9 protein-coding genes are annotated in these 12,235 nt (G+C 70.7%); 1 reads left to right on the plus strand and 8 read right to left on the minus strand.

Annotated features, from left to right (window positions below):
• Positions 1 to 87: 87 nt before the first annotated feature.
• The 8 genes from HED23_RS10895 to HED23_RS10930 all read right to left on the minus strand — a co-directional run bounded on the left by HED23_RS10895 (position 88) and on the right by HED23_RS10930 (position 11,014).
• Positions 88 to 1,110, minus strand: coding sequence for a Gfo/Idh/MocA family protein (locus tag HED23_RS10895; protein WP_203183192.1), 1,023 nt, complete (start codon positions 1,108 to 1,110; stop codon positions 88 to 90).
• On the minus strand, positions 1,107 to 2,234 hold the full coding sequence (locus HED23_RS10900) for a DegT/DnrJ/EryC1/StrS family aminotransferase (RefSeq protein ID WP_203183193.1): 1,128 nt from the start codon (positions 2,232 to 2,234) through the stop codon (positions 1,107 to 1,109). Before HED23_RS10900 ends, HED23_RS10895 begins: the two co-directional genes overlap by 4 nt.
• Positions 2,231 to 4,060, minus strand: coding sequence for a stealth family protein (locus HED23_RS10905; protein ID WP_203183194.1), 1,830 nt, complete (start codon positions 4,058 to 4,060; stop codon positions 2,231 to 2,233). Before HED23_RS10905 ends, HED23_RS10900 begins: the two co-directional genes overlap by 4 nt.
• A gap of 308 nt (positions 4,061 to 4,368) precedes the next feature.
• Complete coding sequence (locus tag HED23_RS10910) at positions 4,369 to 6,501, minus strand: 3-hydroxyacyl-CoA dehydrogenase NAD-binding domain-containing protein (RefSeq protein WP_203183195.1); 2,133 nt, start codon at positions 6,499 to 6,501, stop codon at positions 4,369 to 4,371.
• Entirely contained in the window at positions 6,498 to 7,718 is a 1,221-nt protein-coding gene (locus HED23_RS10915; RefSeq protein WP_203183196.1) for a thiolase family protein, read from the minus strand. The genes HED23_RS10910 and HED23_RS10915 overlap by 4 nt, the downstream gene beginning before the upstream one ends.
• A gap of 273 nt (positions 7,719 to 7,991) precedes the next feature.
• Positions 7,992 to 9,266 carry an HRDC domain-containing protein gene (locus HED23_RS10920; protein ID WP_203183197.1) on the minus strand — a complete coding sequence of 425 codons (1,275 nt, stop codon included), beginning with the start codon at positions 9,264 to 9,266 and terminating at the stop codon, positions 7,992 to 7,994.
• 206 nt (positions 9,267 to 9,472) lie between these two features.
• Positions 9,473 to 10,135: a helix-turn-helix transcriptional regulator gene (locus HED23_RS10925; RefSeq protein WP_033300087.1), complete on the minus strand. Its 663-nt coding sequence runs from the start codon at positions 10,133 to 10,135 to the stop codon at positions 9,473 to 9,475.
• Positions 10,136 to 10,354: 219 nt separating this feature from the next.
• Positions 10,355 to 11,014, minus strand: a complete 660-nt coding sequence (locus HED23_RS10930) for a DUF3000 domain-containing protein (protein ID WP_203183198.1) — start codon at positions 11,012 to 11,014, stop codon at positions 10,355 to 10,357.
• Positions 11,015 to 11,106: 92 nt separating this feature from the next.
• Here HED23_RS10930 and hemE point away from each other — a divergent pair, with 92 nt between their 5' ends.
• The gene (gene hemE / locus HED23_RS10935; protein ID WP_386467677.1) at positions 11,107 to 12,216 is read left to right on the plus strand and encodes a uroporphyrinogen decarboxylase; all 1,110 of its coding nucleotides are present in this window, start codon (positions 11,107 to 11,109) and stop codon (positions 12,214 to 12,216) included.
• Positions 12,217 to 12,235 lie beyond the last annotated feature (19 nt).

The following is a 12,235-nucleotide window of genomic DNA, read 5'->3' on the forward strand; positions in this document are numbered from 1 at the left end:
ACTCCAGAACATCGATGCGCCGTCGAGACGCCGGAAGAACTCCGCTGACCCGGGTGGCACGCGCGGCGGCCACCCGGGGTGAGCGGATCAGACGGAGGCCACCGGCAGGCCGGCACCCACGGGAACCGCGGTCCGCTGCGCGGCGGCTTCGAGCACGGCTTCCGCCACGGCCACGGTGCCGGTGGCCTGTTCGAGCGTGACGATGTCGGCCTCCTTGCCGAGGACGGCGTCACGGAAGGTCTCATGCTCGACCAGCAGCGGTTCGCGCTTGACGATCGCGTACCGCGTGACGTCTCCCTCGGACACGCCGCGGAACTGGCGAAGGCCCTCCCACTCGGTGGGCTGCGAGCCGTTGGCGTAGAACCACAGGTCGGCGGTGAGCGTGTCCGCCACGAAGCAACCGTGCTCGCCGGTCACGATGGTGACCCGTTCCTTCAGCGGGGAGAGCCAGTTGACCAGATGGCTGGTCACCGCTCCGGACGCCAGGTGACCCACGAACGCCACGAGGTCCTCGTGGACCCGGCCGCTGCGGGAGACCGTCGCGGACGCGACCGACTCGTAGGGGCTGCCGGTGAGCCACGCCGTCAGGTCGATGTCGTGGGTGGCCAGGTCGTAGACCACCCCGACGTCCGCGATGCGGGCCGGGTACGGTCCCTGGCGTCGCGTCACCACCTGGTAGACCTCACCGAGTTCACCGAGGTCGAGGCGGGCGCGCAGCTCACGCAGCGCCGGGTTGTAGCGCTCGATGTGCCCGACCCCGGCCACCAGACCCGCTTCGCCGAAGGCGCGGGTGATGGTCCGGGCCGACTGCACCGACGGTGCGATCGGCTTCTCGATCAGCGCGTGCACGCCGGCGGCCGCCAGTTCCAGCGCGACCTCTTCGTGCAGGGCGGTGGGGCAGGCCACGACGGCGTAGTCGATGCCTGCGTCCACCAGCTCCGCGACGGTGCGGAGGACCGGTACGGAACCGGGCGCCGCGTCGCCGGCCGCGACCGGGTCGGCGACGCCGACCAGATCGACGCCGTCGAGACCGTGCAGCACCCGGGCGTGGTTGCGGCCCATCGACCCGAGGCCGATCAGTCCTGCCCGCAGGGAGGTGTCCCGGCTCATGCGCGCTCCTCCACGACCTCGTTGACGGTGGCGGAAAGGCGGTCCAGCTCCTCGGCCGTGAGCATCGGGTGCACGGGGATCGACAGCGCCTGGGACGCCGCGAGTTCGGTCTCGGCCAGCTCCCCGGAGACATGGCCGAGGGCCTTGTCGCCGCTCAGAAAGGGCTTGAGGCGGTGCACCGGGGTGGGGTAGTACACGGCGTTGCCGACGCCACGCTCCTGCAGCTCCCGGGAGACCGTGTCCCGGTCCTTGCCCGACGACGGGTCCACGCGGATCGTGTACTGGTGGTAGACGTGCCGGGCGCCCTCGGCGACCGGCGGGGTGACGACGCCCCTCAGAGCCGCGTCGAGCACGGCGGCGTTGGCGCGGCGGCGGTCCGTCCACGCGTCGAGGCTGCGCAGCTGGACGCGGCCGATGGCCGCCGACACATCCGTCATGCGGACGTTGAAGCCCACGATCTCGTTGGCGTAGCGCTGTTCCATGCCCTGGTTGCGCAGCAGCCGCAGTGTGCGCGCCAGCGAGGCGTCGCCCGTGGTGATCATGCCGCCCTCGAGGCTGTGCATGTTCTTGGTCGGGTAGAAGCTGAAGCAGGCCGCGGCGCCGAAGGCGCCCACCGGCGTGCCGTCCAGGGCTGCGGAGTGTGCCTGGGCGGCGTCCTCGACGACGGCGAGGCCGTGGCGTTCGGCCACCGCGGTGAGTTCCGCCATGGCGGCCGGGTGACCGTACAGGTGCACCGGCATGATCGCCGCGGTCCGCGGGGTGACCGCGGCCTCGGCGGCGCGTGGCGAGAGGCAGAAGCTGTCGCGCTCGATGTCGGCGAACACCGGGGTGGCGCCCACGAGCCGGACCGCGTTGGCAGTGGCGGCGAACGTGAAGGACGGGACGATCACCTCGTCGCCCGGGCCGATCCCGAGGGCCATCAGCGAGAGGTGCAGGGCGCTCGTACCCGAGTTGACCGCGACGCAGTGCCGGCCGTCGACGAACTTCGAGAACTCCTCCTCGAAGCCGGCGACCTCCCGGCCCTGGACGACCATGCCGCTGCGCAGCACACGCACCGCAGCCTCGATCTCGTCCTCCCCGATCACCGGAGCGGCGGCACGTATCACCTGGGGGTCAGTAGTCATTGGTTCCACTTCACAGAGTTCGGTATGTCGAAGACGGGCTCGGGCCGGGCGGTTTCCACCGGTTCGTAGGCGAGCCGGGGAGCGCCGGGCCCAGGCGATTCATAGGGACTGGGCACGGGGAAGTAGGTCTCGAGAAACGTCTTGAGCATCGCGGTGCGGGCCTCGGCCGTGTCCGGGTCGTCCACCGTGTCGTTGATGCAGAACGTGTGGTAATCACGCTGGGCGAGCAGCCTGTTGAGGTGCCTGCCGGTGTTGGGCGCGGCCAGGTCCAGATAGGTGTAGCGGATCCGACCCGTCACCGAGCGGCTCGTCTGCTGCCCGTAGTAGTGGTGCAACGACGACGTGATCGACAGGTCGGTCGGGCTGCGGAAGTGCGAGTGCTGCGTCTGCCGGTGCTCGGCGGGGTAGCGGTCCTCGATCTCCTGGAGGATGTCGCGGCGCAGCGAGTGCGGCACGTGCTTCATCTTCCTGGTCAGCACCCGGTCGAAGGTCCCCGCGATGACGACGCGGTTGTTCTTCGCGGCGATCTCCGAGGGCGGGTCCTCGGCGGAGGGCGGCGTCATCGGGACGAGCGCGTTGGAGGGGAAGTACTTCGAGAGCCCGTTGGCGTGGAAGAACTCCTCGGGGGTCACGCTGCGGCCGAGGAAGACGTCGTCGTTGAAGTACAGGAAGTGTTCCGAGAGCCCCGGGATGTGGTGCAGCTGGCTCTCGATGGCATGCGAATTGAACGTCGGCAGGGCCGAGGCGTCGCTGAAGATCTCGCTGTGCGGGACCACCTTGAGCCGGGGGTGGGCCGCGTGGAGCCACCCGGGCACCTGCCCGTCGGTGACCAGGTAGATGGTGCGCAGCCACGGCGCGAACTGGTGCAGGGAGCGCAGGGAGTAGCGCAGTTCGTCGCGGCTGGTGAAGCGCGCGGCGCTCACCGCCTGCTCGTGGTAGTCGGTCCGGCCGAGCGCGGTGGCCCGGCGGCGGATCCACTCGGGATCCGCGCCGTCGACCCAGGTGTAGACCGCGTCGACCGGAAAATTCACCTCGTCGGGAAGGGACAGCGTGAACTCGGAACGCGTCGCGACCTGTGGCGGAGTGCCCACCGAACCGCTCACCGGTCCGGTGAAGTGGCTGACCGGCACGCGCACGGGGCTCTCCGCGGCGACCACGGCGGTGGCGGTGAGATTGGGGACGGGCGCGAGGAGCAGGCCGTCGTCCTCGCTCCAGTATTCGATGACACACGCGTGGTTGGGGCCGAGCGTCCACTGCCCGCCGGGATCGGTGAGGAGCCACCAGATCCGCAGAATCGTTTCCTCAGAGATCTGGGACCAGGAGGCGCGCTGATCGGCGTGCAGCGGCTTGCCGCCGGCCGCGCCGCCGGCCATCAGGGCACCCTCGGACGGTCCGCTCACCCGCAGAGCCCTCTCGGCGCGCTGACGTTCGCCCGCCGGGATCGCGACGGCGGTCATCGTGACGGAATTGCCCCGCACGCAGAAGTAGGGGATGCCGTGACGTTCGAGCACGTCCGTCACGCGCAGGAGATTGGTGGCGCGGGCGATCGACGGTGTCAGCCCTTCGGTGACCTCGGCGGCGCGCACCCCCCGCGCGTACCAGACCAGCTTCACGCCCGGCCGGCGGGCGTCGCGGCGCAGGCGCTTGCTCAGCCGTATGCTCAGGTGCTTGCGCAGGACGCGCGATGTCGTACCGAGCCCGGACAGGCCGTGCTGGAGGATCAGCCGGTTGCGGGCCGGCAGGAGCCTTACCAGGAACTGCCTCAGCGCGTGCGGCAGCAGGCGCCGGTAAAGGCGCAGCAAGGTAGAGGCTTCCGGGTTGCTCATCGCTCGTCTACTCCGTGTTTCCCCCGCTCTGCCTCACGGCGAGCAACCATCACGCGTCACGACGACCGTTCGTCGGGCTCGGCAGGCGGAACGCGGAGGTGGGGATCCGCCGGAAGGACAGCCAAGTGAAGCAAACGTGTCGTAGAGGTGAAGAATAACAAGATTCTAAGGTTGAGTCTGCAATTAAATGGTTCCGATTCGGCTACGTACCAGACTATTCCGTACACACGGCAGCGGGCCGTACGGTGATCCGTACGGCCCGCTGCCGCTGATTACGCGGATTCGGTGAAGAGGCTCGTGGTGCTGCCTCAGGCAGGAACGCTCGCCACGCCCTGCGCCAGGAACGGCTTGCCGTTGACCCGCTGGGAGACGCCCTCGCGGTCCAGGTACGGCGTGATGCCGCCCAGGTGGAAGGGCCAGCCCGCGCCGGTGATCAGGCAGAGGTCGATGTCCTGGGGCTCGGCGACGACGCCCTCGGCCAGCATCAGGCCGATCTCCTGCGCCACCGCGTCCAGGACGCGGTCACGGACCTGCTCCTCCGTCAGGACGGTGTCGCCCTGCTTGAGGAGCGCCGCCACCTCCGGGTCCAGCTCCGGCTTCCCGGAGTCGTAGACGTAGAAGCCGCGCTTGCCGGCCTTGACGACCGCCGCGAGGTTCTCGGAGACCGTGAAGCGGTCCGGGAACGCGCGGTTCAGGGTCTCGGAGACGTGCAGGCCGATGGCCGGGCCGACCAGCTCCAGCAGCACCAGCGGGGACATCGGCAGGCCGAGGGGCTCGATGGCCTTCTCCGCCGTCTCGACCGGGGTGCCCTCGTCGATGATGTTCTGGATCTCGCCCATGAAGCGGGTGAGGATGCGGTTGACGACGAACGCCGGGGCGTCCTTCACCAGGACCGCGGTCTTCTTCAGCTTGCGGGCGACACCGAAGGCCGTGGCCAGCGAGGCGTCGTCGGTCTGCTCGCCGCGCACGATCTCCAGGAGCGGGAGGATCGCGACCGGGTTGAAGAAGTGGAAGCCGACGACCCGCTCGGGGTTCTTCAGCTTCGACGCCATCTCGGTGACAGAGAGGGACGAGGTGTTCGTGGCGAGGATCGCGTGCGCCGGGGCGACGGCCTCGACCTCGGCGAACACCTGCTGCTTGACGCCGATCTCCTCGAAGACGGCCTCGATGATGAAGTCGGCGTCGGAGAAGCCCTCCGCCTTGTCCAGCACACCGGAGACCAGGGCCTTGAGGCGGTTCGCCTTGTCCTGGTTGATGCGGCCCTTGCCGAGCAGCTTGTCGATCTCGGCCTGGACGTAGCCCACACCCTTGTCGACGCGGTCCTGGTCGATGTCCGTGAGGACGACCGGGACCTCGAGGCGGCGCAGGAAGAGCAGGGCGAGCTGGCTGGCCATCAGGCCCGCGCCCACCACGCCGACCTTGGTGACCGGGCGGGCCAGGGCCTTGTCCGGGGCACCGGCCGGGCGCTTGGCGCGCTTCTGGACCAGGTTGAAGGAGTAGATCCCGGAGCGCAGCTCGCCGCCCATGATCAGGTCCGCCAGGGCCTGGTCCTCGGCGTCGAAGCCGGCGCCCAGGTCGCCGCTCTTGGCCGCCGCGATGATCTCCAGCGCGCGGTACGCGGCCGGGGCCGCGCCGTGCACCTTGGAGTCGGCGACGGCCTTGCCGCGCGCGACCGCCTGGTCCCAGGCGTCACCGCGGTCGACCTCGGGGCGCTCCACCGCGAGCTCGCCCTTGAGGACGGACGCGGTCCAGATCAGCGACTGCTCCAGGAAGTCCGCGCCCTCGAAGATCGCGTCGGCGATCCCGAGCTCGAAGACCTGCTTGCCCTTGAGCTGACGGTTCTGGTTCAGCGAGTTCTCGATGATCACCGAGACGGCGCGGTCGGCGCCGATCAGGTTGGGGAGCAGTGCGCAGCCGCCCCAGCCAGGGACCAGACCGAGGAAGACCTCGGGCAGCGAGAACGCGGGCAGCGCGCTGGAGACGGTGCGGTACGAGCAGTGCAGCCCGATCTCGACGCCGCCGCCCATCGCCGCGCCGTTGTAGTACGCGAACGTCGGGACCGCGAGGCCGGAGAGGCGCCGGAAGACGTCGTGGCCGCCCTTGCCGATGGCCAGCGCGTCCTTGTGCTCCTTGAGGAGCTCGACGCCCTTGAGGTCGGCGCCGACGGCGAAGATGAACGGCTTGCCGGTCACGCCGACGCCGCTGATCGTGCCCTCGGCCGCCTCCTTCTCGACCTGGTCGATCGCGGCGTTCAGGTTCGCCAGCGACTGCGGGCCGATGGTGGTCGGCTTGGTGTGGTCGAAGCCGTTGTCCAGCGTGATGAGGGCGAAACGGCCCGCACCGCCGGGAAGGTCGAGGTGGCGCACGTGCGCCTGGGTGACGACCTCGCCGGGGAACAGCTCGGCCGCGCCCTTCAGAAGCTCAGTGGTGGTGGTGCTCACTTGTTGCCTCCGTCGAAATTCGGGTTCTCCCAGACGACCGTCGCGCCCATGCCGAAGCCGACGCACATGGTCGTCAGGCCGTAGCGGACCTCCGGCTGCTCCTCGAACTGGCGGGCCAGCTGGGTCATCAGGCGTACGCCGGAGGAGGCGAGCGGGTGGCCGTAGGCGATCGCGCCGCCGTACTGGTTGACGCGCTGGTCGTCGTCGGCGATGCCGTAGTGCTCCAGGAAGGCGAGCACCTGCACGGCGAAGGCCTCGTTGATCTCGAAGAGACCGATGTCGCCGATGGAGAGGCCGGCCTTGGCCAGGGCCTTCTCCGTCGCCGGGATCGGGCCGTAGCCCATGACCTCGGGCTCGACGCCCGCGAAGGCGTACGACACGAGGCGCATCTTGACCGGGAGGCCCAACTCGCGGGCGGTCTCCTCGGAGGCGAGCAGCGAGGCGGTGGCGCCGTCGTTGAGACCCGCCGCGTTACCGGCCGTCACCCGGCCGTGGGCGCGGAACGGGGTCTTGAGGCCGGCCAGGGACTCCATGGTGGTGCCCGGACGCATCGGCTCGTCGGCGGTGACCAGGCCCCAGCCCGTCTCCCCGGCCTCCGGGTTGGTGCGGCGCACGGAGACCGGCACCAGGTCCTGCTGGATCTTGCCGTTGGCGTACGCCTTGGCGGCCTTCTCCTGCGAGCGGACCGCGTACTCGTCGGCGCGCTGCTTGGTGATCGAGGGATACCTGTCGTGCAGGTTCTCCGCGGTCATGCCCATGAAGAGGGCGGACTCGTCGACCAGCTTCTCCGACACGAGGCGCGGGTTGGGGTCCACGCTCTCGCCCATCGGGTGGCGGCCCATGTGCTCGACTCCGCCTGCGATGACGACGTCGTACGCGCCGAAGGCGATGGAACCGGCCGTCGAGGTGACGGCGGTCAGGGCGCCCGCGCACATGCGGTCGATGGAGTAACCGGGCACCGACTGCGGCAGACCGGCCAGGATCCCGGCGGTACGCCCGAGGGTGAGGCCCTGGTCGCCGATCTGGGTGGTCGCGGCGATGGCGACCTCGTCGATCTTCGCGGGGTCCAGGTCCGGGTTGCGGCGCAGCAGCTCCCGGATGGCCTTCACGACGAGATCGTCGGCGCGGGTCTCGTGGTAGATGCCCTTCGGGCCCGCTTTGCCGAACGGGGTGCGGACGCCGTCGACGAAGACGACGTCCCGGATGGTACGAGGCACGGTGGCTCTCCTCCAGGGTGCGGGATGGCACTGCTGCGGGCGCGCACATCGGCGCGCCGCGACCCTCATGCTACTTGCGGGTAACCAGACTGCCCACCCCCCACCACCGGAGCGGCGAACGTCACACGGGGAGAAGGCCTCGCCGGTGGCCCGGGAGCCCCGGGTAACTGGCGTGAATTCGATCCTCCTGGATGAGCCGGTCCAGGGTGCGGTCCCGACACGCGTACGCCCCCCTGTCGGACCGGCAGAGGGGCGTACGTGTGTGCAAAGTCGTCAGGCGCCGGTGTCCAGAGCCCTCAGGAGCAGCGGGCCGACCTGTTCGATCTGCCAGTTGCGCGCGCCGTATCCGGCGAGGGCGGTCTCGACCGTGTCCGGGGTGAGGGCCTTGGGTGGCTCCCAGCAGACCCGGCGGACGGTGTCAGGGGTGATCAGGTTCTCCTGCGGCATGTGCAGCCGCTCGGCGAGCTCCGACACAGCGGTGCGGGCCGCTGACAGCCGGGCCGCGGCGGCCGGGTCCTTGTCCGCCCACGAGCGGGGCGGCGGCGGGCCCGCCGGCTGCTGGCCGGGCTGCGGCAACTCCGACTCGGGCAGCGCCTTGGCCCTGTCGACGGCCGTCTGCCACTGCTCCAGCTGACGACGCCCCATGCGGTGCCCGAAGCCGGGCAGTGCGGTGAGCGCGGAGACGTTCACCGGGAGCGCCAGGGCCGCCTCGATGATCGCGGCGTCGCCGAGCACCTTTCCGGGCGAGACGTCGCGCCGCTGCGCCACCTGGTCGCGCGCGGTCCACAGCTCCCGTACGACCGCGATCTGACGGCGGCGGCGCACCTTGTGCATTCCGGAGGTACGGCGCCAAGGGTCCTTGCGCGGAGGAGCCGGCGGTGCCGAGGCGATCGCGGCGAACTCCTCCAGGGCCCACGCGAGCTTGCCCTGCCGGTCCAGCTCGTCCTCCAGGGCGTCGCGCAGGTCCACCAGCAGCTCGACGTCGAGCGCGGCGTAGCGCAGCCAGGGTTCGGGCAGCGGGCGGGTGGACCAGTCGACCGCGGAGTGGCCCTTCTCCAGGGCGTAGCCGAGGACGTTCTCCACTATCGCGCCCAGGCCGACGCGCGGGAATCCCGCCAGCCGTCCGGCCAGCTCCGTGTCGAAGAGCGAGGTCGGGGTCATGCCTATGTCGCGCAGGCAGGGCAGGTCCTGGGTGGCGGCGTGCAGGATCCACTCGGCCCCGGTGAGGGCCTGGCCGAGCGCGGACAGGTCGGGGCAGCCGACCGGATCGATCAGCGCGCTCCCCGCGCCCTCGCGGCGCAGCTGCACGAGGTAGGCACGCTGCCCGTAGCGATAGCCCGAGGCGCGCTCGGCGTCGACGGCGACGGGGCCCGTGCCGGCGGCGAAGTCCGCGATCACCCGGGCCAGCGCGTCGTCGGTCGCCACCACCGGGGGGATGCCCTCGCGCGGTTCGAGCAAGGGGATCGGCGCCGGGGCGACGTCGTCCGGGGGAGCGCCCCCGGTGGTTCGCAGTGAAGTGTCTTCTGCGGTCTCTTGGGCGTCGGTCACATGCCAAGGGTATCTGTGTATGTGCGTCACCCGTCGACGGAACGTTCCGTCGACGGGTGCCCATGCACGTAAACCGGCCGGTTACGCATCCGCGCAGGTGCCGGCGGGTCGGGGCCTGCCGTCCGGATCTGGCTGGATCAGGGTGGACGAGGGTGTGGCGCCGGGGCCCGCGAGCCCCGGCGTGATCCGGACGACGTGCCAGGGGGTCAGTGGATGATGCCCGTCCGCAGGGCCACGGCGACCATTCCGGCGCGGTCTCCGGTGCCGAGCTTGCGGGCGATGCGTGCGAGGTGGCTCTTGACGGTGAGGGCGGAGAGGCCCATCGAGACGCCGATGGCCTTGTTGGACTGGCCTTCGGCGACCAGGCGGAGCACCTCCACCTCACGGCCGGAGAGTTCGCGGTAGCCGCCCGGGTGGCTCGGGGAACCGGGGGGCCTACGGTGCATACGGGCGGCGTTGGCGCCGATCGGGGCGACGCCGGGGCGGGTGGGGTGGCCGATGTTGGTACGTGTGCCGGTGACGACATAGCCCTTCACGCCGCCCGCGAGGGCGTTGCGTACCGCGCCGATGTCATCGGCGGCGGAGAGGGCGAGGCCGTTCGGCCAGCCGGCGGCTCGGGTCTCGGACAGCAGGGTCAGCCCGGAACCGTCGGGCAGGTGGACGTCGGCAACGCAGATGTCGCGCGGGTTGCCGACGCGGGGGCGGGCCTCCGCGATGGACGACGCCTCGATGACGTCACGTACCCCGAGGGCCCACAGATGGCGGGTGACGGTGGAACGGACGCGCGGGTCGGCCACGACGACCATGGCCGTCGGCTTGTTCGGGCGGTAGGCGACCAGGCTTGCGGGCTGCTCGAGGAGAACGGACACCAGGCCTCCTGGGGAGTGGCGGGACGGGCCGGCTCGGGGATGAAGCCGGGGCTGTCCGTGCTGGAAGGGTCATTGACCTCTTCGGCAGCAGGTGCGTCCTCCTTTAGAGGAAGATCACGATTTAGTGAGTAACAATTCGGGCAAATAGGACGCGCGATCGATTGTACGAAAAGAGAGCCGGTCCCTGTGCGACCGGCTCTCCTCGAAGGTGACGCAGCGTTATGGGGCCTGGGGTCCGCGCCGCTGGGGCAGCGTCACCACCCCGGCGTCGGCCGTGCCCGACGGCGGGAGCCCGGCGATCTGGCAGAGCAGATCGCCCCAGGCGACCAGATGCGCCGCCATGTCCGGCACCCCGCCGCGCCCCTCGCGCGGCGTCCATGAGGCCCGGATCTCGATCTGCGTCGCAGGGCGGCGCGCGGAGAGCTCGCCGAAGTAGTGCGAGCCGGCGCGCGTCACCGTCCCGCCGGCCTCCCCGTACGAGAGCCCACGGGCGTCCAGCGCCCCGGTGAGCCAGGACCAGCACACCTCGGGCAGCAGCGGATCGGCTGCCATCTCCGGCTCCAGTTCGGCCCGTACGAGCGTCACGAGCCGGAACGTTCCCTGCCAGGCGTCGTGCCCGGCCGGGTCGTGCAGGAGGACCAGGCGGCCGTCGGCGAGATCCTCCTCGCCCTCCACGACGGCGGCCTCCACGGCGTACGCGTGCGGGGCGAGCCGCTGCGGCGGCCGGGTGGGCTCGACCTCGAGTTCGGGGCGCAGGCGGGCGGAACGCAGCGCGTCGACCGCCGACCGGAACGCGAGCGGGACAGTGTCGCCGTCCGCGCCCTCCTCGCTGTCAGTGCCATCGGAATGATCGGAAAATTGTCCCTGAGCCGGAGCCATGCGGGGAAGAGTAGGCGGAACCGGAGCGCGGTGCAGGGAGGGACACCCATGCGCCGTCCGGCTCGTCGTCACTCCGTGCGAAGATTCTGTGCGTGAGTGCCAACGACCTTCCCCCAGAGCTCAGCTCCGTCCGATCAGGGGAGGGCCCGTCCTCGGGCCTGCGGACAACCCCCGCCACCCACGACTCGGCGTTCCTCAGGGCCTGCCGCCGGGAGCCGGTGCCGCACACCCCGGTCTGGTTCATGCGTCAGGCGGGGCGCTCGCTGCCCGAGTACCTGAGGGTCCGTGAGGGCATCGCGATGCTCGACTCCTGCATGATGCCGGAGCTGGTCACCGAGATCACGCTGCAGCCCGTACGCCGTCACAAGGTCGACGCCGCCATCTACTTCAGCGACATCGTCGTACCGCTCAAGGCCATCGGCATCGACCTCGACATCAAGCCCGGAATCGGCCCGGTGATCGCCGAGCCGATCCGCACCCGCGCCGATCTGGCCCGGCTGCGCGACCTCACGCCCGAGGACGTCCCGTACGTCACCGAGGCCATCGGGATGCTCACCGCCGAACTCGGCGCCACGCCGCTGATCGGATTCGCCGGCGCTCCGTTCACCCTTGCGAGCTACCTCGTGGAGGGCGGTCCGTCCCGTAACCACGAGCGCACCAAGGCCATGATGTACGGCGACCCGGAGCTCTGGGCCGACCTGCTCGACCGGCTCGCTGAGATCACCGGCGCCTTCCTGAAGGTCCAGATCGAGGCCGGCGCCTCCGCGGTCCAGCTCTTCGACTCCTGGGTCGGCGCCCTGGCCCCGGCCGACTACCGCCGTTCCGTGATGCCGGCCTCCGCGAAGGTCTTCGACGCCGTCGCGTCGTACGGAGTCCCGCGGATCCACTTCGGCGTCGGCACCGGCGAGCTGCTCGGCCTGATGGGCGAGGCCGGCGCGGACGTCGTCGGCGTGGACTGGCGCGTCCCGATGGACGAGGGCGCCCGCCGGGTCGGCCCCGGCAAGGCGCTCCAGGGCAACCTCGACCCGGCGGTGCTGTTCGCGCCGACCGAGGCGGTGGAGGAGAAGACCCGCGAGGTGCTCGCCGCCGCCGCCGGACTCGAGGGCCACATCTTCAACCTCGGGCACGGCGTGATGCCGGCCACCGACCCGGACGCCCTGACGCGCCTGGTCGAGTACGTCCACCAGCAGACGGCCCGCTAGGACCTCCCGTCCGGGGAGG

This window comes from Streptomyces pratensis (genome assembly GCF_016804005.1).
Taxonomy (GTDB): Bacteria; Actinomycetota; Actinomycetes; order Streptomycetales; family Streptomycetaceae; genus Streptomyces; species Streptomyces pratensis_A.